This is a genomic window from Afipia clevelandensis ATCC 49720 (assembly GCF_000336555.1).
Taxonomy (GTDB): Bacteria; Pseudomonadota; Alphaproteobacteria; order Rhizobiales; family Xanthobacteraceae; genus Afipia; species Afipia clevelandensis.
In genome coordinates this window covers 3,022,157-3,044,893 of record NZ_KB375281.1, presented here as the reverse complement: position 1 = coordinate 3,044,893, position 22,737 = coordinate 3,022,157, and the positions used below count along the sequence as shown (strand labels likewise).

Sequence of the window (22,737 nt, the reverse complement as noted above, 5' to 3'; positions counted from 1 at the left end):
GACGCTTCGCACTGTCATGTGGCTGCGGTACAAACGATATCAGGGTGATTCGCTATCCTCTCCAGCATCGAGGAGATTCGTGATGCCTCGCTTGTTTACCGGGCTGGAAATTCCCCCGGATATCGGCCAGACGCTCTCGAGCTTGCGCGGGGGCCTGCCGGGCGCCCGTTGGATCGACCCCGAAAACTATCACGTCACGTTGCGCTTCATCGGCGACATTGACGGCCCAGCCGCCAATGAAATCGCCTCGACGCTGGAGCGGATCAACCGCAAGCCGTTCGAGGTGGCTCTGCAGGGTCTCTCCAGCTTCGGCGGCAAGAAACCGCGGGCGGTCGTGGCATCGGTTGTACCAAGCCGTCCCTTGATGGAACTGCAGGCGGAGCTTGAACGCCTGATGCAGCGCTTCGGCTTCGATCCCGAGGGCCGCAAATTCATTCCGCATGTGACGCTGGCGCGGCTGCGGGATGCCTCAAATCAGGATGTTGCCGATTATCTGTCGGTGCGGGGGTATTTCCCCACCCGCAGCTTCACCGCGTCCCGGTTTGTGCTGTTCTCGTCCCGCGCCTCTGTCGGGGGCGGGCCCTATGTGGTCGAAGACGCCTATGCGTTGAGCGCATAGAGCAGCATTCTTCGCCTTGTGGTCTTGCATTTTCCGCCTCGTTCTGGCGGGTAGCGGACCATGAATGCTCCTACTCCTGCCTCGTTCCGTCGGCACTATCAGGCGCTCGTCACCGCGGGCACCATCGAGGCCGATCCGGCGCAGGCCCAGGCCGTCGAAGCCTATTCGGCGCTGGAAGCGCGCCTTGTTCGCTACCGGCCGGGCCGTGGCGGGCTTTTGCAGCGCCTGTTCGCCGACAAGGACGCGGCCGCGCCGCGCGGGCTCTACATTTATGGCGATGTCGGACGCGGCAAGACCATGCTGATGGACCTGTTCTTCAACGACAGTCCGGTGATCCACAAGCGCCGCGCGCATTTCCACGAATTCATGGCCGATGTGCATGAGCGGATTCACGGCTTCCGCCAGAAGATCGCGCGGCATGAAATCGCCGATACCGATCCGGTAAAGCTGACAGCGGCCTCGATCTTCGAGGAAGCATGGCTGCTGTGTTTTGACGAATTCCACGTCACCGACATTGCCGATGCCATGATCCTCGGACGCCTGTTCGGCCGTCTGTTCGAGCTGGGCACCGTTGTCGTTGCGACCTCGAATGTCGATCCTGACGATCTCTACAAGGGCGGCCTCAACCGCGCGCTGTTCCTGCCGTTCATCGGTCAGCTTAAGGAGCGGATGGATGTGCTGCGCCTCGATGCCCGCACCGATTTCCGGATGGAAAAACTTGCAGGCATCAAGATGTGGCTGGTGCCCGCCGATGCTGCAGCGGATGTGGCGCTGGACAAGGCCTGGACCAAGCTGACCGGTGGCGCGAAGGATCAGCCGCGCGACATCACGGTGAAAGGCCGCGCGCTGCATATCCCGCACTCCGCCCATGGCGTTGCGCGGTTCACGTTTGCGCAGTTGTGCGAGAAGCCGCTCGGTGCATCGGACTATCTGCGGCTGGCGCACGATTATCACACGCTGATCATCGACCGGATTCCGGCGATGAAGTACGAGGACCGCAATGCCGCCAAGCGGTTCATCACGCTTATCGACACGCTCTACGACAATGCGGTGAAGCTGATGGCATCGGCGGACACCGATCCGCTCTCGCTCTACAGCGCGAGCGACGGCGTCGAGGCCAACGAGTTCAAGCGCACCTCGTCGCGGCTGGTCGAGATGGGCTCGGAATCATATCTGGCCCTGCCTCATGGCCGCAGCGACTCCGCCGCCAGCGGTTCGACCACCGGTCTGGTCGAGACCTGAAGAAGGTTCGCTTTATGTTTCGGCTCGGAGGTTCGCGAAAGCCCGACATGAAAGCCGCCGCGGCTGCCTCCGCATTGGGCTGTGGTGCGCGATTGAGCGAACGGCGACTTGAACGCTTGCCGCGAAAGGTCTAACCAGCCCTCCAGAGTTTTCCCCTTCCTCTTTCGTCGACATCCAAAGGACAGATTTCCCATGGCGCGTGACAAGATTGCTTTGATTGGTTCAGGTCAGATTGGCGGCACACTGGCGCACCTCGTCGGCCTGAAAGAACTGGGCGACGTGGTGATGTTCGACATCGCCGAGGGCATCCCGCAGGGCAAGTCGCTCGACATCGCGCAGTCCTCGCCGGTCGACGGCTTCGACGCCAGGTTCACCGGCGCCAATTCCTATGAAGCGATCGAAGGCGCCAGCGTGGTGATCGTCACCGCCGGCGTGCCGCGCAAGCCGGGCATGAGCCGCGACGACCTTCTCAGCATCAACCTCAAGGTCATGGAGCAGGTCGGCGCGGGCATCAAGAAGTACGCCCCCGATGCGTTCGTGATCTGCATCACCAACCCGCTCGACGCCATGGTCTGGGCGCTGCAGAAGGCCTGCGGCCTGCCGCCGAAGAAGGTGGTCGGCATGGCCGGCGTGCTCGACTCGGCGCGCTTCCGCTACTTCCTTGCCGACGAGTTCAACGTCTCGGTGGAAGACGTCACCGCCTTCGTGCTCGGCGGCCACGGCGACACCATGGTGCCGCTGACCAAGTATTCCACCGTCGCCGGCATTCCGCTGCCGGACCTTGTGAAGATGGGCTGGACCTCGCAGGCCCGCATCGACGAGATCGTCGACCGCACCCGCAACGGCGGCGCCGAAATTGTCAACCTGCTCAAGACCGGCTCGGCCTTCTACGCGCCAGCTGCGTCGGCCATCGCGATGGCGGAAAGCTATCTCCGCGACAAGAAGCGCGTGCTGCCTTGCGCCGCCTACCTCAACGGCGAGTACGGCGTGAAGGACATGTATGTCGGCGTGCCGGTCGTGATCGGCGCGAAGGGCGTTGAGCGCATTGTCGAGATCGAACTGGCCGGCAAGGACCGCGAAGGCTTCGACAAGTCGGTCGGCGCGGTGCAGGGTCTGGTCGATGCCTGCAAGAAGATCGCGCCCGATCTGCTCGGCAAGTAAGGCAGCCACGCTGTCATCAGCGTGTGATCCGGAGATGTTCGCTTCGGGTCACACGCCGGAATTCCCTTCGTCTCTTCTCCGATCCCTTCTTTGATCTCTGGGGCAATCCATGAATATCCACGAATACCAGGCCAAGGCGGTGCTGAAGGAATTCGGCGTGCCGGTGTCGCGCGGCGTGCCGATCCTGAAAGCGTCCGAGGCGGAAGCTGCGGCGAAGGAGCTTGGCGGCCCGTTGTGGGTGGTGAAGAGCCAGATTCATGCCGGCGGACGCGGCAAGGGAAAGTTCAAGGAAGCCTCGGCGGGCGACAAGGGCGGCGTGCGTCTCGCCAAGTCGGTCGATGAGGTCAAGGAATTCTCCCGGCAGATGCTTGGCGCGACGCTGGTGACGATCCAGACCGGCCCTGCCGGCAAGCAGGTCAATCGGCTCTACATCGAGGAGGGCTCCGACATCGAGAAGGAGCTTTATCTCTCGGCGCTGGTCGATCGCGAGACCTCCGAGATCGCCTTTGTCGTCTCGACCGAAGGCGGCATGGACATCGAGAAGGTGGCGCATGACACGCCGGAAAAGATCGTGACCTTCTCGGTCGATCCGGCCACCGGCATCATGCCGCATCACGGCCGCACCGCCGCGCAGGCGCTGAACCTGAAGGGCGATCTCGCCAAGCAGGCGGAAAAGCTGATCGCGCAACTCTATACGGCCTTCGTCGCCAAGGACATGGCGATGCTGGAGATCAATCCGCTGATCATCACCAAGCAGGGCGACCTGCGCTGCCTCGACGCCAAGATTTCCTTCGACTCCAATGCGCTCTATCGGCATCCGGACATTGTCGCGCTGCGCGACACCACGGAAGAAGACGCCAAGGAAATCGAAGCCTCGAAGTACGATCTCGCCTATATCGCGCTCGATGGCACCATCGGCTGCATGGTCAACGGCGCGGGCCTCGCGATGGCCACCCTCGACATCATCAAGCTCTATGGTGAAAGCCCGGCCAACTTCCTCGACGTCGGTGGCGGCGCGACGGAAGAGAAGGTGACCGCGGCGTTCAAGATCATCACCGCCGATCCGAACGTGAAGGGCATCCTGGTCAACATCTTCGGCGGCATCATGAAGTGCGACGTCATCGCGCGCGGCGTGATCGCCGCGGTGAAGGCGGTCGGCCTGCAGGTGCCTCTGGTGGTTCGCCTCGAAGGCACCAATGTCGAGGAAGGCAAGACCATCATCCGTGAATCCGGTCTCAACGTTCTGCCCGCCGACGATCTCGACGATGCCGCGCAGAAGATCGTCAACGCCGTGAAGGGAAAGTAAGCCGATGTCCGTCCTGATCGACAAGAACACCAAGGTCATCACCCAGGGCTTCACCGGCAAGAACGGCACCTTCCATTCGGAAGCGGCCATTGCCTACGGCACCAAGGTCGTTGGCGGCGTCGCGCCCGGCAAGGGCGGCAGCACGCATCTCAGCCTGCCGGTGTTCGACACCGTCGCCGAGGCGGTCAGCAAGACCGGCGCCGATGCATCGGTGATCTATGTGCCGCCTCCGGGCGCCGCGGACGCGATCTGCGAGGCCATCGACGCGCAGGTGCCGCTGATCGTTTGCATCACCGAGGGCATTCCGGTGCTGGACATGGTGCGGGTGAAGCGCTCGCTCTCGGGCTCCAAGTCGCGCCTGATCGGGCCGAACTGCCCGGGCGTGGTCACCGCCGGGGAATGCAAGATCGGCATCATGCCGACCAACATCTTCAAGACCGGCAATGTCGGCATCGTGTCGCGCTCCGGCACCCTGACCTACGAAGCGGTGTTCCAGACCACCCAGGCGGGCCTCGGCCAGACCACCGCGGTCGGTATCGGCGGCGATCCGGTCAAGGGCACCGAATTCATCGACGTGCTGGAAATGTTCCTGGCCGACGACAAGACCCAGTCGATCATCATGATCGGCGAGATCGGCGGATCGGCCGAGGAAGACGCCGCCCAGTTCCTGAAGGACGAAGCCAAGCGCGGCCGCAAGAAGCCGATGGTCGGCTTCATTGCCGGGCGCACCGCGCCTCCGGGCCGCCGCATGGGCCATGCCGGTGCGATCGTCTCGGGCGGCAAGGGCGATGCGGAATCCAAGATCTCGGCGATGGAAGCGGCGGGAATCACGGTCTCGCCGTCGCCCGCGCGTCTTGGCACCACGCTTCTCGAAAGGTTGAAGGCCTAGTTCAGTCCTTGGTTCTTTTCCGCGCGAAGTTTTGCCCTAAATAGGGTAAAAGGTCCGGCACAAATACGATGCCGATACTAAATCGGACGATTTCTCCCGATTTCTCCGCGCGATAAACCTCAGGACGACCTCATGTCTCGCCAGGACGCGAACGCCAATTTCGCCCTCACATCCTTTCTCGACGGTGCCAACGCCACCTACATCGACCAGCTTTACGCGCAGTACGAGAAAGACCCGTCATCGCTCGATCCGGACTGGGTCGATTTCTTCAAGTCGCTGAAGGATCAGCCGGCGGACGTCGCGAAAAACGCGGAAGGCCCGTCCTGGGGGAAGACCAACTGGCCCGCCACGCCAAGCGACGAGCTGACGTCGGCGCTGGACGGCAATTGGGCCCAGGTCGAGAAGGTCGTCGGCAACAAGATCGCCGCCAAGGCCCAGACGTCGGGCGCTCCGATGCCGTCGCCTGCAGAGATTCAGCAGGCGACCCGCGATTCGGTTCGCGCCCTGATGCTGATCCGCGCCTACCGCATGCGCGGCCATTTCCATGCCAACCTTGATCCGCTGGGCATCGAAGGCCAGAAGGATCACGAGGAACTCGATCCGCGCTCCTACGGGTTTACGGACGCCGACTTCGACCGCAAGATCTTCCTCGACCATGTGCTCGGTCTGGAAACCGCGACGCTGCGCGACATCGTGGCGATCTGCCAGCGCACCTATTGCCAGACCCTCGGCGTCGAATTCATGCATATCTCCAATCCGGCGCAGAAGAGCTGGATTCAGGAACGCATCGAAGGCCCGGACAAGGAAATCAGCTTCACCCGCGAGGGTCGCCGCGCCATCCTGATGAAGCTGATCGAAGCCGAAGGCTTCGAGAAGTTCTGCGACATCAAGTTCACCGGCACCAAGCGCTTCGGTCTCGACGGCGGCGAATCGCTGATCCCGGCGCTGGAGCAGATCATCAAGCGCGGCGGCAATCTCGGCGTGCGCGACATCGTGGTCGGCATGCCGCATCGTGGCCGCCTCAACGTGCTGACGCAGGTGATGGGCAAGCCGCATCGCGCGCTGTTCCATGAGTTCAAGGGCGGCTCGGCCAACCCCGACGAGGTCGAGGGTTCGGGCGACGTGAAGTACCATCTCGGCGCGTCAAGCGACCGCGAGTTCGACGGCAACAAGATCCATCTGTCGCTGACGGCCAATCCCTCGCATCTCGAAATCGTCGATCCGGTGGTGCTCGGCAAGGCCCGCGCCAAGGAAGACCAGAACGGCGATGCGCCGGACAACCGTATTTCCGTGCTGCCGCTGCTGATGCATGGCGACGCGGCGTTCGCGGGTCAGGGCGTGGTGGCGGAGTGCTTCGCGCTCTCGGACCTGAAGGGCTATCGCACCGGCGGTTCGATCCACTTCATCGTCAACAACCAGATCGGCTTCACCACCTATCCGCGTTACTCGCGCTCGTCGCCGTATCCGTCGGATGTGGCGAAGATGATCGATGCACCGATCTTCCATGTGAACGGCGACGATCCGGAAGCGGTGGTGTTCGCCGCGAAGATCGCCATCGAATTCCGGCAGAAGTTCCACAAGCCTGTCGTCATCGACATGTTCTGCTATCGCCGCCACGGTCACAACGAAGGCGACGAGCCGGGCTTCACCAACCCGGTGATGTACAAGAAGATCGCGACCCATCCGACCACGCTCGATCTTTATGCCAAGCGGCTGATCGCTGACGGTGTCATCACCGAGGGCGAAGTCGACAAGGCCAAGGCCGACTGGCGCGCGCGCCTCGACGCCGAGCTCGAGGCCGGATCAGGCTACAAGCCGAACAAGGCCGACTGGCTCGACGGCAAGTGGGCCGGCTTCAAGTCGGCGGAGATGGGCGAAGATCCGCGCCGCGGCAATACCGGTGTGCCCATCGACGAACTCAAGGACATCGGCCGCAAGATCACCAAGGTGCCGGATGGCTTCCGCGTTCACCGCACCGTGCAGCGGTTCCTTGAGAACCGTTTGAAGTCGATCGAGAACGGAGAAGGCATCGACTGGGCGACCGGCGAGGCGCTGGCGTTCTCCACGCTTCTCAAGGACGGCCACCGCGTCCGCCTGTCGGGACAGGATTCCGAGCGCGGCACCTTCTCGCAGCGTCATTCGGTGCTGTTCGACCAGGAAGACGAAAGCCGCTATACGCCGTTCAACCATCTCGGCGACAAGCAGGGTCACTACGAGGTGATCAACTCGCTGCTGTCCGAAGAAGCGGTGCTCGGTTTTGAATACGGCTATTCGCTCGCCGAGCCGAATGCGCTGACCGTGTGGGAAGCGCAGTTCGGCGACTTCGCCAATGGCGCGCAGGTGGTGTTCGACCAGTTCATCTCCTCGGCGGAACGCAAGTGGCTGCGCATGTCGGGCCTCGTCTGCCTGCTGCCGCATGGCTATGAGGGACAGGGGCCTGAGCATTCCTCGGCGCGCCTCGAGCGCTTCCTGCAGATGTGCGCGGAAGACAACATGCAGGTGGTCAATCTTACGACGCCGGCGAATTACTTCCACGCGCTGCGCCGTCAGCTCAAGCGCGAGTTCCGCAAGCCGCTGATCCAGATGACGCCGAAATCCCTGCTGCGCAACAAGCGTGCGGTGTCGAAGCTCGACGAATTCGGGCCGGAGACCTCGTTCCATCGCATCCTGATGGACGACGTGGAAGCCGGAGGCGAGTTCAAGCTCGTCGAGGACAACAAGATTCGCCGTGTCGTGATCTGCTCGGGCAAGGTCTATTACGACCTGTTCGAGGAGCGCGAGAAGCGCGGCACCAACGACATCTATCTGCTGCGTGTCGAGCAGCTTTATCCTGTGCCGCTCAAGACGCTGGTGCAGGTGCTCGAACGCTTCAAGCAGGCCGAGGTGGTCTGGTGTCAGGAAGAGCCGCGCAACATGGGCGCATGGCACTTCATTGAGCCTTATCTCGAGTGGGTGCTGAATCAGGTCGGCTCCGCGCACAAGCGTCCGCGTTATGCGGGCCGTGCTGCTGCTGCTGCCACCGCGACCGGTTTGATGTCGAAGCATCTCCAGCAACTGAAAGCGTTCCTCGAAGAAGCTCTCGGCTGATCAATCGAAAATGCCCGCCTCTTGCGGGCATTTTCTTCCATTTCAATTTGTTTGAGGCGCTGACGGCAAAAGCCGCCGCTCATGACGCAAGGGGACTTAAGACATGGCTGAAATTCGCGTTCCGACACTGGGCGAGTCCGTCACCGAGGCCACCATCGGCCGCTGGTTCAAGAAGGCCGGCGAGGCCGTCGCCGTTGACGAGCCTTTGGTTGAACTCGAAACCGACAAGGTGACCATCGAGGTGCCGGCGCCGTCTGCGGGAACGCTCGCGGAAATCGTCGCCAAGGATGGCGAGACGGTCGCGGTCGGCGCGCTGCTCGGTCAGATCACCGAAGGCGCGGGCGGTGCCAAGCCTGCCGCTGCTCCCGCCAAGGCTGCCGAGCCGGCGAAGGCGGCTGCGCCTGCTGCTGCAGCGCCTGCACCCGCACAGAAATCGCCGCCCGCCGATGCGCCGCAGGCGCCGTCGGTGCGCAAGCTCTCCGCCGAATCCGGCGTCGATGCCTCCACCGTTCCCGGCTCCGGCAAGGATGGCCGTGTGACCAAGGGCGACATGCTGGCCGCTATCGAAAAGGCCGCCTCGCTGGCGACGCCGCTCAACCAGCCCGCCGCCGCCGTGCAGGTGCGCGCGCCGTCGCCCGCCGACGATGCGGCGCGTGAAGAGCGCGTGAAGATGACGCGCCTGCGCCAGACCATCGCCCGCCGCCTCAAGGAAGTGCAGAACACCGCCGCCATGCTGACGACCTTCAACGAGGTCGACATGAGCGAGCTGATGGCGCTGCGCACGCACTACAAGGACGTGTTCGAGAAGAAGCACGGCGTGAAGCTCGGCTTCATGGGCTTCTTCGTGAAGGCCGTGGTGCAGGCGCTGAAGGATGTGCCGGCGGTCAATGCCGAGATCGACGGCACCGATCTGGTTTACAAGAACTACTACCACATCGGCGTCGCGGTCGGCACCGACAAGGGCCTTGTCGTGCCGGTGGTGCGTGACTGCGATCACAAGTCGATCGCCCAGATCGAGAAGAACATCGCGGAGTTCGGCAAGCGCGCCCGCGACGGCCAGCTCAAGATCGAGGAAATGCAGGGCGGCACCTTCACCATCTCGAATGGCGGTGTGTATGGCTCGCTGATGTCGACGCCGATCCTGAACGCGCCGCAGTCCGGCATTCTCGGCATGCACAAGATCCAGGAGCGACCGGTCGCCATCGGCGGCAAGGTCGAAATCCGCCCGATGATGTATCTGGCGGTGTCCTACGATCACCGCGTCATCGACGGCAAGGAAGCTGTGACTTTCCTCGTCCGCATCAAGGAAAATCTCGAAGATCCGGCGCGGCTGGTTCTCGACCTCTGATCGCGGGGGCCGGAATGAGCAGCGTCGCCATTGTCACCGGAGGAAGCCGTGGCATCGGCCGCGCGACTTCGCTGGCCCTGGCGAAGCGCGGTTACAAGGTTGTTGTCGGCTATGCCAGCAACAAGGCAGCGGCTGACGACGTTGTCGGGACGATCGAAGCCAGCAACGGCAAGGCCATCGCGGTGAAATGCGATGTCGGCGTCGAGGCCGACATCCTCGATCTGTTCAAGAAGGCCGACGCCTTCGGCAAGCTCGGTGCGCTCGTTAACAATGCCGGCGTGGTCGATGCCACCGCCCGCGTCGACGAGATGTCCGCCGCACGACTCGCCCGCATGATGAACATCAACATTGTCGGCAGCATCCTGTGCGCGCGCGAAGCGGTCAAGCGCATGTCGAGCAAGCATGGCGGCACAGGCGGGGTCATCGTCAATCTGTCGTCGGTGGCGGCGACACTGGGCTCTCCGGCCCAGTATGTGGACTATGCCGCCTCGAAAGGCGCGATCGACACATTCACAGTCGGGCTGGCCCGCGAAGTCAGCACCGAAGGTATCCGCGTTGTCGGGATTCGGCCCGGCTTGATCGACACGGAAATTCACGCCAGCGGCGGCGAACCCGATCGCGCGCACCGGCTGGCGCACATGGTACCGATGAAACGTGTCGGCACCGCGGATGAAATCGCCAATGCTGTCGTCTGGCTGGTGTCGGATGACGCATCCTATGTCACCGGAACCATCATCGACGTTTCGGGCGGCCGTTAATTCTCATTTCTCTGTGCGTACAGGATAAATCCCATGGCTTCTTATGATCTCATCGTTATCGGCACCGGTCCCGGCGGCTATGTATGCGCGATCCGCGCGGCGCAGCTTGGCATGAAGGTCGCAGTGGTCGAGAAATGGCCCACCTTCGGCGGCACCTGTCTCAACATCGGCTGCATTCCGTCCAAGGCGCTGCTGCAGGCCTCCGAACGTTTCGAGGAAGCCTCGCACATGCTGCCCAAGATGGGTGTCGTCGTTGCAAAGCCGAAGCTCGATCTGCCGACCATGCTGAAGTTCAAGGACGACGGCGTGGACGGCAACGTCAAGGGCGTGTCGTTCCTGTTCAAGAAGAACAAGATCGACCCCTATGTCGGCACCGGCAAAATTCTCGGTGCGGGCAAGGTCGAGGTGAAGGGCGCCGACGGCAAGACCCAGATTCTCGAGACCAAGAATATCGTGATCGCCACGGGCTCCGACGTGGCCAGGCTCAAGGGCGTCGAGATCGACGAGAAGCGTATCGTGTCGTCCACCGGCGCTCTCTCGCTCGAAAAGGTGCCGGAGAAGATGCTGGTGATTGGCGCCGGTGTGATCGGCCTTGAGCTTGGTTCGGTGTGGCGCCGGCTCGGCGCTGAGGTCACCGTGGTTGAATTCCTGGATCGGATTCTGCCCGGCATGGACGGCGAGGTCGCGCGTTCGTTCCAGCGCATCCTTGAGAAGCAGGGCATGACCTTCAAGCTCGGCACCAAGGTCACGTCCGTCGATACGTCCGGCAAGAAGCTGAAGGCGACGCTCGAACCTGCGGCCGGCGGCGCATCCGAGATAATCGACACCGATGTGGTGCTGGTAGCGATCGGGCGCGTGCCTTACATCGAAGGCCTCGGCCTGAAAGAAGCCGGTGTCGAACTCGATCAGCGCGGGCGCGTGAAGACCGACGGTCACTTCGCCACCAACGTGAAGGGCATCTACGCCATCGGCGACGTGATCGCAGGCCCGATGCTGGCGCACAAGGCGGAAGACGAGGGCATCGCGGTCGCAGAGATTCTTGCCGGTCAGGCCGGACATACCAACTACGATGTCATTCCGTCGGTGATCTACACCTTCCCGGAAGTCGCATCCGTGGGCAAGACGGAAGAAGAGCTGAAGCAGGCTGGCATCGCGTACAATGTCGGAAAGTTTCCGTTCACCGCCAACGGCCGCACCAAGGTCAATCAGACCACCGATGGTTTCGTGAAAATCCTCGCGGATGCAAAGACCGATCGCGTTCTCGGTGTCCACATCATCGGCGCGGAAGCCGGCGAGATGATTCACGAAGGCTGCGTGCTGATGGAGTTCGGCGGGTCGGCGGAAGATCTCGCCCGCACCTGCCACGCCCATCCGACCCGGTCGGAAGCGGTCAAGGAAGCCGCGCTTGCGGTCGCAAAGCGCGCTATCCATATGTGAGCACAGGCCGGCATTCAGCCGGTCATGCTGGATGAGAATCCGTCATGCGCCGGTTGCTTCGCCCGCTCTGGGTCCTGCTTGCGCTGCTCTTTCTGCTCGAAGCGTGGCTTTGGGACCGCGTCGAGCCGATCATTGCGCGCGTTGTCGCGCTGATTCCGCTGCCGCGCCTCAAGGCGTGGCTGGCGGACCGGATCGAACATCTCTCACCGGCGCTCACGCTGATGGTGTTCGCAGTGCCGGTCATCATTCTGTTTCCGCTCAACTTCGTCGCGGCGTGGCTGCTGGCGCACAAGTATTTCGTCGGCGGAACGACGCTGATCGTGTTTCAGAAGGTTCTCGGCGTCGGCATCGTCGCATTCGTGTTCGATGTGACGCGCGAGAAGCTGCTGCAGATGGGCTGGTTCCGCGCGCTCTACGACTTCGTGCTCGATCTGCGCGTACGCGCGCTGGCGATTGTCGCGCCGCTGAAAATCCGGATTCTGCATTGGGTCAATCGTCTTCGCCGCCGCGCGTCGCCCGGATTTGTCCGGCGTTTGCGGCGGCGGATACAGGCGTCGCGCTAGCTACATCAAATGCACGGCGTGCGGGGCAAACAGGCCGATCGCGGTGAAGGCGAGACCGGCCAGCGCCAGCGCGCCTGAAATCCACGCCAGTGCCACCATGCCGGTGATGATGGTCGCGGACGCCAGCACAATCCCGATCTGGAATGCGGCCGAGGCGACTTCATAGTGATGATAGCGCGCCATCGCGAGATCGCGGGCGTGCTCGGCTTCCTTGGCGCGGGCCGCCAGTTGTTCGGAGCCTTCGCCGGTTTCCGGCTCGGAGCGATAGCGCGCCGCGGTCTTGGTCCAGTCGTCGATCTGCTTGGCCAGCGCCGCCTTTTGCGCCTCGTCGGTTGCCGCGCCAAGGCTGAGTTTGGCGTGTTCGGCGACGGCCTGAACCGTGGTGCGCCGGATGCTCTTGGCCTGGAAGAAGGCCCACAGATTCGAGGCCTCGACGTTCTTGCTGATGGATTCGGTCTGGGCGCCCTTGCCGAGGGTTTCGGAGAACGCCAGGAACAGCGCGATCACCGCGATCAGCAAGGCAATGCTCTTGTTGGAGCTGGAAGCGTGCTCGGCGTGCTCCGCATGCTCCATGCTTTCGTGTGCGCCCATGTCGAATATCCCCTCCGGATCGAAATGTGCGCCACGATTGACCGAACTGCCGTCCGCGCGCAAGGGGCGAGGCGGCGGCAACGCACGACTTATTCAGGACACGACTTATTTATGTCACGCGCGGGGGTGGGCCGTCTTGTAGACGTCAAGCAGCCGGTCGGCATCGACGCCTGTATAAATCTGCGTCGTCGACAGTGAGGAGTGGCCGAGCAATTCCTGAATGGCGCGCAGATCGCCGCCGCGCGTCAGCAGGTGTGTGGCGAAGGAATGGCGCAGTGCGTGAGGGGTTGCGCTGTCGGGCAGGCCGAGCGCGCCGCGCAGACGCTCCATTGTGAGCTGGATGATGCGCGGCGACAACGGGCCGCCGCGCGCGCCGACAAAAATCGGGGCGTCCGGCGCAATCGTGTGCGGGCAGGCCGCGACATAATCCTGAACGAGCGACAGGACGTTTTGCAGCACCGGCACCATGCGCGTTTTGTTACCCTTGCCGGTCACGGTGATCACGTCGCCCTTGCCAGGCAGCGGGACGTCGCGCCGCTTCAGGCCGAGGGCTTCGGAGATGCGCAGGCCCGATCCGTACAGCAGCGCCATCACGGCGGCATCGCGCGCCCAGATCCATGGTTCGCGGTTTTCGCCAGCGCGAATATCCGCATCGGTCATCTGCCGTGCGGCGGTCATCTGGATCGGCTTCGGCAAGCTCTTGCCGATCTTGGGCGCGCGGATCGCGGACAGTGCGCCGACCTTGCCCTTGCCCTCGCGTTCCAGAAAACGGCCGAATGAACGCAATCCCGCCAGCGCCCGCATCAGCGAGCGCCCGCCGATGTCGTCCGCGCGCCGCGACGACATGAAGGCCCGCACGTCGGTCGCCTCGATGGCGGCGAACTGCTTCAGGGTGACAAGATCGCCCCAGTGCCCGCTCAGGAACACGAGGCATTGGCGCAGGTCGCGCGAATAGGCTTCCAGCGTTTTCGGCGACAGGCGCCGCTCGGCGCGCAGATGGGATTGCCATCTTGCGATTTCGGCCAAGAGGTCCGGCGCGGCGCAGGTGATCTGCGCATCGCTGTCGCTGGAAATGGTTGCTTTGGCGGCTTTGACCATCATATGCCGGATGCGTTCGATCCTTGACAGGAATCGGTTTATCGCACCCTTTTCCTTATATCCTCCTTAATCCGGGCCCCTCTCACCATGGCAAGACGAGTTGTCGACGTTCTTGTCCCGGTGGCCCTGAACCAGACCTATTCCTATCGCGTGCCCGATGGCGTCGAGCTGAATCCCGGCGATGTGGTGAGCGTGCCGCTCGGGCCGCGCGAGGTCACCGCCGTGGTCTGGGCCGAGAATCCAAATCCCGATCCCCGGCTGCACAACCGCCTCAAGGACACCGGCGACAAGCTGGACGTGCCGCCGTTGAAGCCGGAACTGCGCAGCTTCGTCGATTGGGTCGCCAACTATACGCTGTCGGCGCGGGGCATGGTGCTGCGCATGACATTGCGCATGGGCGAGCACCTGGGACCCGAGCGCGTACGCATGGGCGTGCGGCTGGTCGGCACGCCGCCGCAGCGGATGACGCCGGCGCGTCATCGCGTGATCGAGGTGCTGTCGGACAGGCTGCTGCACGCGAAATCCGAAACAGCGAAGGAAGCGGGCGTCAGTCCCGGCGTGATCGACGGCCTCGTCGATGAAGGCACGCTCGCCACCGAGCCGATGCCGCGCGACCTCGCTCCGCCCGCGCCCGATCCGTCATTTGCGGAACCGGATTTTTCACCGGAGCAGCGCATCGCAGCGGACGCAATGAAGGATCTCGTTGCAAAGACCGAGTTTCAGGTCGCGCTGCTCGACGGCGTGACAGGCTCCGGCAAGACGGAAGTGTATTTCGAGGCGGTGGCGGAGAACATCAGGCGCGGCCGGCAAACCATGATCCTGATGCCGGAAATTGCGCTGACCGGACAGTTTCTGGATCGCTTTGCATCGCGTTTCGGCGTGCGGCCGATTGAGTGGCATTCGGAATTGACGCCGCGCACCCGCGCGCGCAACTGGGCGGCTGTCGCAGCAGGCGACGCGCCGGTGGTTGTCGGCGCGCGCTCGGCGCTTTTTTTGCCTTATGCCGATCTCGGCCTCATCATTGTCGATGAGGAGCACGACCAGGCCTATAAGCAGGACGAGGGCGCGCATTATCACGCCCGCGACATGGCGGTGGTCCGCGGATCGATTGCGAAGATACCTGTGGTGCTGTGTTCTGCGACGCCGTCCGTCGAATCCGAAGTCAATGCGCGCAAGGGACGCTATCGCCGCGTGGCGCTGCCCTCGCGTTTCGGCGGCCAGCACATGCCGCAGATCGAAGCCATCGACCTCAAGCGCGAAGGACCGGCGCGCGGGCGTTTCATTTCGCCGCGTCTTGCGGAAGAGATCAGAATCGCGATCGAACGCAAGGAGCAGGCGCTGCTGTTTCTCAATCGCCGCGGCTATGCGCCGCTGACGCTATGCCGTGCCTGCGGGCATCGCTTCGCCTGCACCATCTGCGATGCGTGGCTGGTGGATCATCGCTTCCGCCAGCGGCTGGTCTGTCATCATTGCGGCTTCTCGACACCGCGCCCGCATCAGTGCCCGCATTGCGGCGCGGAGGAATCGCTCGCCGCCATCGGCCCCGGTGTCGAGCGTCTGCAGGAGGAAGCTGCGAATCTTTTCCCTGATGCGCGCACCATGGTCCTGTCGAGCGATCTCATCACCGACATCGAGACCATGCGATCCGAACTGAACGAGATCGCGGAAGGCCGCGTCGATATCATCATCGGCACGCAGCTCGTGGCGAAGGGGCATAATTTTCCGCGCCTCAATCTCGTTGGCGTCGTCGATGCGGATCTGGGTCTTGGCAACGGCGATCCGCGCGCCGCCGAGCGCACATTCCAATTGCTCAATCAGGTGATCGGCCGCGCCGGACGCGAGCAGGGCCGCGGCGTCGGTTTCCTGCAAACCCATCAGCCCGAGCATCCGGTGATGAAGGCGCTGGTCGCGTCGGATCGCGAGGCTTTCTATGCCAGCGAGATCGAGGCGCGCGAACGAACGCTGTATCCGCCGTTCGGGCGGCTGGCGTCGCTGATTATTTCGGCGGGCGATCGTCCGACTGCGGAGGGTTTTGCGCGCAAGCTCGCGGCGGCAGCGCCGCTCGACGAGCGGGTTCAGGTGCTGGGACCGGCGGAAGCGCCGCTTGCGGTTATCAAGGGCCGCTATCGCTTTCGCATTCTGGTGAAATCGGTGCGCAGCATCGACCTGTCGGCTTACATGCGCGACTGGCTCTCGGCCGGCCCGACAACCAAGGGCAATCTCAAGCTCGAGGTCGATATCGATCCGCAGAGTTTTCTGTAGATCGTCATTGCGAGGAGCCATTAGCGCGTTCAAGCGCGTCTATGGCGACGAAGCAATCCATGTGAGCCATGGATTGCTTCGCTTCGCTCGCAATGACGAAGTGGAGAGCGTACCCATGAAAAAGGCCGGTGCGACTGGCATCGGCCTTTTCAACGCGACATGTTACGCAACTTGACTCAACGCAACGCTTACTGAACTTCCGCGACCACGTGGCCGACGCCACGACCGGTCAGGCCGACGGCGCGGGCTGCGCCCTTCGACAGATCGAGCACGCGGCCTTTGATGAACGGGCCACGGTCGTTGATGGTGACGACCACGCTGCGGCCGGCATGGGTGACCTTGACGCGGGTGCCAAACGGCAGGGTCCGGTGGGCGGCGGTCATGGCTTCCTGATTGAAGCGCTGGCCCGACGCGGTGCGGCTGCCGGATTCGTTGCCGTAGTACGAAGCCTTGCCCGAAAAGCTGCGGCCGATAGAGGCATTGGCGTCGCGCCAAGACCTTTCATGAGAAGCTTTGCGGTGGCCGGCTTCGCTTGCGGTGGCGCCCAGCGCCAGCAGGCCGATGGCGATCAAAGCGACAGAGGCATTCCGATTCTTCGCGGGTCGCCCCGGCATGCGCTTGATAGCGGCAATCATATAGTTGTCCCTCAAATTGGTATATTCATCCAGCGGCTGGCTAAATCGAGCCGCCGCTTGCGTGGGCGGATGGATGTTTCCATAATGAGGCATAAGCACGGCACGAAGAATCGTTCCATGTGCCGTCACATATTCGTTCAGAATTTGAGAGATGACTGTGATTACTTGACAGTAATCAGTTCACAAAGTTTTCGGTGGCAGTATATACGTTTATATACTGAATAGTTGGCGCAACTATTGGCTCCGCTAAGTAAACGCAATATCGCCCAATTGGTTTCAATCATGCGCATACTGCAATGCTGCATGCGGTATACGGGTAGCTTGGCATTACTTCCGGATGGAATCTGCGAAGCGTTGTTGGGAGCTTCTACAGCAAACAGTTCTGGACCTGGCTGCGGAAGCAAGGGCCGATTCGGCCTGTAAGCAATCAAGGCGCTCGGGATTCGCCCCGGAGGTTGTGCGGAAGCCGTCCCTTGATTGCGCGGCTGGCATCCGCTCGCCGTCTGCGACAAACCGGTGCCAGCAAAAGTGCGTTCGCAATCGGCGTCATGTTGCACCTGCGCGCGCCCTATGATAGCAAAACCGCGATTTTAGGCTGCTGGGTTCGTTGCTCCGGCCATAAATCGAAGTCCCGCTTGAATTCCAAGGACTTGGATCGCTTGGTGTCGTCCCTGACACCGACCCCGCAGCGATGGTCTTTTTCTTGGGCATTCGACAGCTAGAAGAGATTTTTGTGGCAACTGAAGATCCTTCCGTAACTGGCGTGTCCGGCCGCTATGCGACGGCCCTGTTTGAACTGGCGCGCGACCAGAAATCCGTCGATTCCGTCAAGGCGGACCTCGACAAGTTCTCTGCCCTCCTGACCGAAAGCCCCGACCTCCTCCGCCTTGTGCGCAGCCCGGTGTTCACCGCCGACGCGCAGGCCAAGGCGCTCGATGCGGTTCTCGCCAAGGCCGGCATCGGCGGCATTGCCGCGAATTTCCTGAAGGTCCTGACCAAGAATCGCCGGCTGTTCGCCGTTGCCGATTTGATCCGGGCGTTCCGTGCGCTGGTCGCCAAATTCAAGGGCGAAGCCACCGCGGAAGTCACTGTCGCCGAGCCCCTCAGCGACGCCAATCTCGATGCCCTCAAGTCCGCGCTGAAATCAGTGTCGGGCAAGGATGTCGATCTCAACGTGAAGGTCGATCCGTCGATCATCGGCGGGCTTGTCGTCAAGCTCGGCAGCCGCATGGTCGACAGCTCGCTTCGCACCAAACTCAATTCGATCAAGCACGCGATGAAAGAGGCAGGCTGATGGACATCCGCGCCGCGGAAATTTCCGCAATCCTCAAGGACCAGATCAAGAATTTCGGCCAGGAAGCCGAGGTCTCTGAAGTCGGTCAGGTTCTCTCGGTCGGCGACGGCATTGCCCGCGTCTATGGCCTCGACAACGTCCAGGCCGGCGAAATGGTCGAGTTCGAGAACGGTACGCGCGGCATGGCGCTGAACCTCGAAAGCGACAACGTCGGTATCGTTATTTTCGGTGCCGACCGCGAGATCAAGGAAGGCCAGACCGTCAAGCGCACCCGCGCCATCGTGGACGCGCCGGTCGGCAAGGGTCTGCTCGGCCGCGTCGTCGACGCGCTGGGCAATCCGATCGACGGCAAGGGCCCGATCCAGGCGACCGAACGCAAGCGCGTCGACGTCAAGGCACCCGGCATCATTCCGCGCAAGTCGGTGCACGAGCCGATGGCGACCGGCCTCAAGGCGATCGACGCCCTGATCCCCGTCGGCCGCGGCCAGCGCGAGCTGATCATCGGCGACCGTCAGACCGGCAAGACCGCGATCGCGCTCGACACCATTCTGAACCAGAAGCCGCTCAACGTTGCGGGCGCTCCGGAAGGCCAGAAGCTGTACTGCGTCTACGTCGCGGTCGGTCAGAAGCGTTCGACCGTCGCGCAGTTCGTGAAGGTGCTCGAAGAACAGGGCGCGCTGGAATACTCCATCGTCGTCGCCGCCACCGCGTCGGACCCCGCGCCGATGCAGTACCTTGCGCCGTTCACCGGCTGCACCATGGGCGAGTATTTCCGTGACAACGGCATGCACGCCGTGATCATTTACGACGACTTGTCCAAGCAGGCCGTCGCCTATCGCCAGATGTCGCTGCTGCTGCGCCGTCCGCCGGGCCGCGAAGCATATCCGGGTGACGTGTTCTATCTGCATTCCCGCCTGCTGGAGCGCGCCGCGAAGCTCAATGACGAGCAGGGCAACGGCTCGCTGACCGCGCTGCCGGTCATCGAAACCCAGGCCAACGACGTGTCGGCCTACATCCCGACCAACGTGATTTCGATCACCGACGGCCAGATTTTCCTCGAAACCGATCTGTTCTTCCAGGGCATCCGCCCCGCGGTGAACGTCGGTCTGTCGGTGTCGCGCGTCGGATCGTCGGCGCAGACCAAGGCGATGAAGAAGGTCGCCGGCAAGATCAAGGGCGAGCTGGCGCAGTACCGCGAAATGGCGGCCTTCGCACAGTTCGGCTCCGACCTCGACGCTGCGACCCAGCGCCTGCTGAACCGCGGCTCGCGGCTGACCGAGCTCCTGAAGCAGCCGCAGTTCTCGCCGCTGAAGATGGAAGAGCAGGTTGCCGTGATCTGGGCCGGCACCAACGGCTATCTCGATGCGCTGCCTGTCAGCAAGGTCCGCGCGTTCGAGGACGGCCTGTTGTCGCTGTTGCGCGGCAAGCACGCCGACATTCTCAATGCGATCCGCGACTCGAAGGATCTGTCCGACGACAACGCCGCCAAGCTCAAGGGCGTTGTCGAAGGCTTCGCCAAGACGTTCGCATAAACATCATCGCCGCGCCGATCCTTGATCGTGCGCGGCGAATTCGGGGTTGCGATCCGGTGTCAGGCTGGATCGGCAGGGTGAGATAAAGAATGGCGTCTCTCAAGGACATGCGTGTCCGCATCGCCTCCACCAAGGCGACGCAGAAGATCACCAAGGCCATGCAGATGGTTGCGGCGTCGAAATTGCGCCGTGCCCAGACCGCGGCCGAAGCGGCGCGTCCCTATGCCGAGCGCATGGACGCCGTGATCAGCAATATCGCAGGCGCGGCCTCCGGCTCGGGCTCCGCTCCGGCGTTGCTGGCCGGCACGGGCAGCGACAAGGTTCACCTGCTGCTGGTTTGCACCGGCGAGCGCGGTCTCTCGGGTGCGTTCAACTCGTCCATCGTGCGTCTGGCGCGCGAGCGCGCGCTGTCGCTGCTCAATCAGGGCAAAGAGGTCAAGATTTTCTGCGTCGGCAAGAAGGGCTACGAGCAGCTCCGCCGCCAGTTCGAGCGCAACATTGTCGGAAACGTCGAACTGCGCTCGGTCAAGGTGCTTGGCTTCAAGAATGCCGAAGACATCGCCAAGAAGATCATTGCGATGTTCGAGGCGGGCGACTTCGATGTCTGCACGCTGTTCTACTCGCGCTTCAAGTCAGTGATTTCGCAGGTGCCGACCGCGCAGCAGATCATTCCGCTGGTGATCGAGGCGAAGGACGACAAGGCCGGCGCGTCGGCGGTGTACGACTACGAACCTGCCGAAGACGAAATCCTTTCGAGCCTGCTGCCGCGCAACCTCGCGGTGCAGATTTTCCGCGCACTGCTCGAAAACAACGCGTCGTTCTACGGCGCGCAAATGAGCGCGATGGATAACGCTACACGCAACGCCGGCGACATGATCCGCAGGCAGACGCTGGTCTACAACCGCACGCGTCAGGCGATGATTACCAAGGAACTGATCGAAATCATCTCCGGCGCCGAGGCCCTCTGAGCCGACCGCCGACCAGACCGAGCTTTTAAGGAGATACTCTCATGGCATCAGCCAACCAGACCGGACGCATCGAACAGGTTATCGGCGCCGTCGTCGACGTGAAGTTCGACGGCCACCTGCCAGCCATTCTCAACGCGATCGAGACCACCAACAACGGCAATCGCCTGGTGCTCGAAGTTGCGCAGCATCTCGGTGAATCCACCGTGCGCGCGATCGCCATGGACACCACCGAAGGCCTGGTCCGCGGTCAGGAAGTCAGGGACACCGGATCGCCGATCGAGGTGCCCGTCGGCGAGGGTACGCTCGGCCGCATCATCAACGTCATCGGCGAGCCGATCGACGAAGCCGGCCCGGTCAAGGCGGAAGGCAAGCGCCCGATCCACGCGCCCGCTCCCGAGTACACCGAGCAGTCGACGGAAGCCGAGATCCTTGTGACCGGCATCAAGGTCGTCGACCTTCTCGCCCCGTATGCCAAGGGCGGCAAGATCGGCCTGTTCGGCGGCGCCGGCGTCGGCAAGACCGTGCTCATTCAGGAACTCATCAACAACGTCGCGAAGGCCCACGGCGGTTACTCCGTGTTCGCCGGCGTCGGCGAGCGCACCCGTGAAGGCAACGACCTCTATCACGAGTTCATCGAATCCAACGTCAACAAGAAGGGCGGCGGCGAAGGCTCGAAGTGCGCCCTCGTGTTCGGCCAGATGAACGAACCGCCGGGCGCCCGCGCCCGCGTCGCGCTCACAGGTCTGACCATCGCGGAAGATTTCCGCGACAAGGGCCAGGACGTGCTGTTCTTCGTGGACAACATCTTCCGCTTCACCCAGGCCGGTTCGGAAGTGTCGGCGCTGCTCGGCCGTATTCCTTCGGCGGTGGGTTATCAGCCGACGCTCGCGACCGACATGGGCGCGCTGCAGGAGCGCATCACCACCACCACCAAGGGCTCGATCACTTCGGTGCAGGCGATTTACGTGCCTGCGGACGACTTGACCGACCCGGCGCCGGCGACCTCGTTCGCCCACTTGGACGCGACCACCACGCTGTCGCGCTCGATCGCTGAAAAGGGCATCTATCCGGCGGTCGATCCGCTCGACTCGACCTCGCGCATGCTCTCGCCGCTGGTCGTCGGTGAAGAACACTACGCTGTCGCCCGTCAGGTGCAGCAGGTGCTTCAGCGCTACAAGGCTCTGCAGGACATCATCGCGATTCTCGGCATGGACGAACTGTCGGAAGAGGACAAGCTGACCGTGGCCCGCGCCCGCAAGGTCGAGCGCTTCATGTCGCAGCCGTTCCACGTCGCTGAAATCTTCACCGGTTCGCCGGGCAAGTTCGTCGACCTCGCCGACACCATCAAGGGCTTCAAGGGCCTCGTGGAAGGCAAGTACGACCACCTGCCGGAAGCGGCCTTCTACATGGTCGGCACGATCGAAGAAGCCGTCGAGAAGGGCAAGAAGCTCGCAGCGGAAGCGGCGTAATCACGATGGCCACCTTTCACTTCGATCTCGTTTCTCCGGAAAAGATCGCCTTCTCGGGTGAAGTCGAGCAGGTCGATATTCCCGGCGTCGATGGCGATCTCGGCGTGATGGCCGGGCATGCGCCGCTGGTCGCGACCATTCGTCCCGGCATCATGACGGTGACTGTTGGCGGCAAGCACGAGAAGATCATCGTGCTCGGCGGCCTCGCCGAAATCTCCGACAAGGGCCTGACCGTTCTCGCCGATACCGCGACCTCGATGGCAGAACTCGACGCGGTGGCGTTCGCCGACAAGATCGCGCAGATGGAAGAAGATTTGAAGGAAAAGGAAGGTTCGGTTCTCGATCAGGCGATCGAGCGGCTTGACCACTTCAAGACCATCCAGCGGCAGATCGTCAATTCGACCGCGATGCATTGACTGGAGCCATCCAGATGAATTGGAAAAGCCCCGCAATCGCGGGGCTTTTTTGTATCCGGAGA

Annotated in this window: 19 protein-coding genes; 16 read left to right on the top strand and 3 right to left on the bottom strand. The window is 62.7% G+C overall.

Translation table 11 applies throughout. The annotated features are described in order from the left end of the window. The first annotated feature begins 82 nt into the window (after window positions 1-82). The 10 genes from thpR to HMPREF9696_RS14480 all read left to right on the top strand — a co-directional run bounded on the left by thpR (window position 83) and on the right by HMPREF9696_RS14480 (window position 12,410). The gene (gene thpR / locus HMPREF9696_RS14525) at window positions 83-619 is read left to right on the top strand and encodes an RNA 2',3'-cyclic phosphodiesterase (protein WP_002713788.1); all 537 of its coding nucleotides are present in this window, start codon (window positions 83-85) and stop codon (window positions 617-619) included. 60 nt (window positions 620-679) lie between these two features. Then, on the top strand, window positions 680-1,861 hold the full coding sequence (gene zapE, locus HMPREF9696_RS14520; protein WP_002713787.1) for a cell division protein ZapE: 1,182 nt from the start codon (window positions 680-682) through the stop codon (window positions 1,859-1,861). 192 nt (window positions 1,862-2,053) lie between these two features. Next, entirely contained in the window at window positions 2,054-3,022 is a 969-nt protein-coding gene (mdh, locus tag HMPREF9696_RS14515) for a malate dehydrogenase (RefSeq protein ID WP_002713786.1), read from the top strand. A gap of 109 nt (window positions 3,023-3,131) precedes the next feature. Next, entirely contained in the window at window positions 3,132-4,328 is a 1,197-nt protein-coding gene (gene sucC, locus HMPREF9696_RS14510; RefSeq protein WP_002713785.1) for an ADP-forming succinate--CoA ligase subunit beta, read from the top strand. A gap of 4 nt (window positions 4,329-4,332) precedes the next feature. Further along, complete coding sequence (sucD, locus tag HMPREF9696_RS14505; RefSeq protein WP_002713784.1) at window positions 4,333-5,217, top strand: succinate--CoA ligase subunit alpha; 885 nt, start codon at window positions 4,333-4,335, stop codon at window positions 5,215-5,217. 132 nt (window positions 5,218-5,349) lie between these two features. After that, window positions 5,350-8,304 (top strand): 2-oxoglutarate dehydrogenase E1 component, encoded by a 2,955-nt coding sequence (locus HMPREF9696_RS14500; RefSeq protein WP_002713783.1) that lies wholly within the window; start codon window positions 5,350-5,352, stop codon window positions 8,302-8,304. A gap of 103 nt (window positions 8,305-8,407) precedes the next feature. Further along, the gene (gene odhB, locus HMPREF9696_RS14495) at window positions 8,408-9,652 is read left to right on the top strand and encodes a 2-oxoglutarate dehydrogenase complex dihydrolipoyllysine-residue succinyltransferase (protein WP_002713782.1); all 1,245 of its coding nucleotides are present in this window, start codon (window positions 8,408-8,410) and stop codon (window positions 9,650-9,652) included. Between the two features lie 14 nt (window positions 9,653-9,666). Then, entirely contained in the window at window positions 9,667-10,410 is a 744-nt protein-coding gene (locus tag HMPREF9696_RS14490; RefSeq protein WP_002713781.1) for an SDR family oxidoreductase, read from the top strand. Window positions 10,411-10,443: 33 nt separating this feature from the next. Continuing rightward, complete coding sequence (gene lpdA, locus HMPREF9696_RS14485; protein ID WP_002713780.1) at window positions 10,444-11,847, top strand: dihydrolipoyl dehydrogenase; 1,404 nt, start codon at window positions 10,444-10,446, stop codon at window positions 11,845-11,847. A gap of 44 nt (window positions 11,848-11,891) precedes the next feature. Continuing rightward, a complete protein-coding gene (locus HMPREF9696_RS14480; protein ID WP_002713779.1) occupies window positions 11,892-12,410 on the top strand; it encodes a hypothetical protein in 519 nt (172 codons plus the stop codon). Here the strand turns inward: HMPREF9696_RS14480 and HMPREF9696_RS14475 are convergent, their stop codons facing one another. Both HMPREF9696_RS14475 and HMPREF9696_RS14470 read right to left on the bottom strand, forming a co-directional pair. After that, the gene (locus HMPREF9696_RS14475; RefSeq protein WP_002713778.1) at window positions 12,411-13,001 is read right to left on the bottom strand and encodes a DUF4337 domain-containing protein; all 591 of its coding nucleotides are present in this window, start codon (window positions 12,999-13,001) and stop codon (window positions 12,411-12,413) included. Between the two features lie 114 nt (window positions 13,002-13,115). Then, window positions 13,116-14,102, bottom strand: a complete 987-nt coding sequence (locus tag HMPREF9696_RS14470) for a tyrosine recombinase XerC (protein WP_040301480.1) — start codon at window positions 14,100-14,102, stop codon at window positions 13,116-13,118. A gap of 84 nt (window positions 14,103-14,186) precedes the next feature. Here HMPREF9696_RS14470 and HMPREF9696_RS14465 point away from each other — a divergent pair, with 84 nt between their 5' ends. Next, window positions 14,187-16,361 (top strand): primosomal protein N', encoded by a 2,175-nt coding sequence (locus tag HMPREF9696_RS14465; RefSeq protein WP_002713776.1) that lies wholly within the window; start codon window positions 14,187-14,189, stop codon window positions 16,359-16,361. Window positions 16,362-16,549: 188 nt separating this feature from the next. Here HMPREF9696_RS14465 and HMPREF9696_RS14460 read toward each other — a convergent pair whose 3' ends face one another. Continuing rightward, a complete protein-coding gene (locus tag HMPREF9696_RS14460; protein ID WP_002713775.1) occupies window positions 16,550-16,996 on the bottom strand; it encodes a septal ring lytic transglycosylase RlpA family protein in 447 nt (148 codons plus the stop codon). A 733-nt stretch (window positions 16,997-17,729) separates the two neighbouring features. Here HMPREF9696_RS14460 and HMPREF9696_RS14455 point away from each other — a divergent pair. The 5 genes from HMPREF9696_RS14455 to HMPREF9696_RS14435 all read left to right on the top strand — a co-directional run bounded on the left by HMPREF9696_RS14455 (window position 17,730) and on the right by HMPREF9696_RS14435 (window position 22,675). Then, a complete protein-coding gene (locus HMPREF9696_RS14455; RefSeq protein WP_040301478.1) occupies window positions 17,730-18,290 on the top strand; it encodes a F0F1 ATP synthase subunit delta in 561 nt (186 codons plus the stop codon). Then, window positions 18,290-19,822 carry a F0F1 ATP synthase subunit alpha gene (gene atpA, locus HMPREF9696_RS14450; RefSeq protein WP_002713773.1) on the top strand — a complete coding sequence of 511 codons (1,533 nt, stop codon included), beginning with the start codon at window positions 18,290-18,292 and terminating at the stop codon, window positions 19,820-19,822. The genes HMPREF9696_RS14455 and atpA overlap by 1 nt, the downstream gene beginning before the upstream one ends. An 89-nt stretch (window positions 19,823-19,911) precedes the next feature. Further along, on the top strand, window positions 19,912-20,790 hold the full coding sequence (locus HMPREF9696_RS14445) for a F0F1 ATP synthase subunit gamma (RefSeq protein ID WP_002713772.1): 879 nt from the start codon (window positions 19,912-19,914) through the stop codon (window positions 20,788-20,790). 41 nt (window positions 20,791-20,831) lie between these two features. After that, on the top strand, window positions 20,832-22,259 hold the full coding sequence (gene atpD, locus HMPREF9696_RS14440) for a F0F1 ATP synthase subunit beta (protein WP_002713771.1): 1,428 nt from the start codon (window positions 20,832-20,834) through the stop codon (window positions 22,257-22,259). 5 nt (window positions 22,260-22,264) lie between these two features. Further along, on the top strand, window positions 22,265-22,675 hold the full coding sequence (locus HMPREF9696_RS14435; protein ID WP_002713770.1) for a F0F1 ATP synthase subunit epsilon: 411 nt from the start codon (window positions 22,265-22,267) through the stop codon (window positions 22,673-22,675). The last annotated feature ends 62 nt before the right edge of the window (window positions 22,676-22,737 follow it).

Excerpts from the sequence above, each read along its gene's own strand:
- thpR (WP_002713788.1), top strand. The coding sequence starts at position 83 with ATGCCTCGCTTGTTTACCGGGCTGGAAATTCCCCCGGATATCGGCCAG.
- zapE (WP_002713787.1), top strand. The coding sequence starts at position 680 with ATGAATGCTCCTACTCCTGCCTCGTTCCGTCGGCACTATCAGGCGCTC.
- mdh (WP_002713786.1), top strand. The coding sequence starts at position 2,054 with ATGGCGCGTGACAAGATTGCTTTGATTGGTTCAGGTCAGATTGGCGGC.
- sucC (WP_002713785.1), top strand. The coding sequence starts at position 3,132 with ATGAATATCCACGAATACCAGGCCAAGGCGGTGCTGAAGGAATTCGGC.
- sucD (WP_002713784.1), top strand. The coding sequence starts at position 4,333 with ATGTCCGTCCTGATCGACAAGAACACCAAGGTCATCACCCAGGGCTTC.
- HMPREF9696_RS14500 (WP_002713783.1), top strand. The coding sequence starts at position 5,350 with ATGTCTCGCCAGGACGCGAACGCCAATTTCGCCCTCACATCCTTTCTC.
- odhB (WP_002713782.1), top strand. The coding sequence starts at position 8,408 with ATGGCTGAAATTCGCGTTCCGACACTGGGCGAGTCCGTCACCGAGGCC.
- HMPREF9696_RS14490 (WP_002713781.1), top strand. The coding sequence starts at position 9,667 with ATGAGCAGCGTCGCCATTGTCACCGGAGGAAGCCGTGGCATCGGCCGC.
- lpdA (WP_002713780.1), top strand. The coding sequence starts at position 10,444 with ATGGCTTCTTATGATCTCATCGTTATCGGCACCGGTCCCGGCGGCTAT.
- HMPREF9696_RS14480 (WP_002713779.1), top strand. The coding sequence starts at position 11,892 with ATGCGCCGGTTGCTTCGCCCGCTCTGGGTCCTGCTTGCGCTGCTCTTT.
- HMPREF9696_RS14475 (WP_002713778.1), bottom strand. The coding sequence starts at position 13,001 with ATGGGCGCACACGAAAGCATGGAGCATGCGGAGCACGCCGAGCACGCT.
- HMPREF9696_RS14470 (WP_040301480.1), bottom strand. The coding sequence starts at position 14,102 with ATGATGGTCAAAGCCGCCAAAGCAACCATTTCCAGCGACAGCGATGCG.
- HMPREF9696_RS14465 (WP_002713776.1), top strand. The coding sequence starts at position 14,187 with ATGGCAAGACGAGTTGTCGACGTTCTTGTCCCGGTGGCCCTGAACCAG.
- HMPREF9696_RS14460 (WP_002713775.1), bottom strand. The coding sequence starts at position 16,996 with ATGATTGCCGCTATCAAGCGCATGCCGGGGCGACCCGCGAAGAATCGG.
- atpA (WP_002713773.1), top strand. The coding sequence starts at position 18,290 with ATGGACATCCGCGCCGCGGAAATTTCCGCAATCCTCAAGGACCAGATC.
- HMPREF9696_RS14445 (WP_002713772.1), top strand. The coding sequence starts at position 19,912 with ATGGCGTCTCTCAAGGACATGCGTGTCCGCATCGCCTCCACCAAGGCG.
- atpD (WP_002713771.1), top strand. The coding sequence starts at position 20,832 with ATGGCATCAGCCAACCAGACCGGACGCATCGAACAGGTTATCGGCGCC.
- HMPREF9696_RS14435 (WP_002713770.1), top strand. The coding sequence starts at position 22,265 with ATGGCCACCTTTCACTTCGATCTCGTTTCTCCGGAAAAGATCGCCTTC.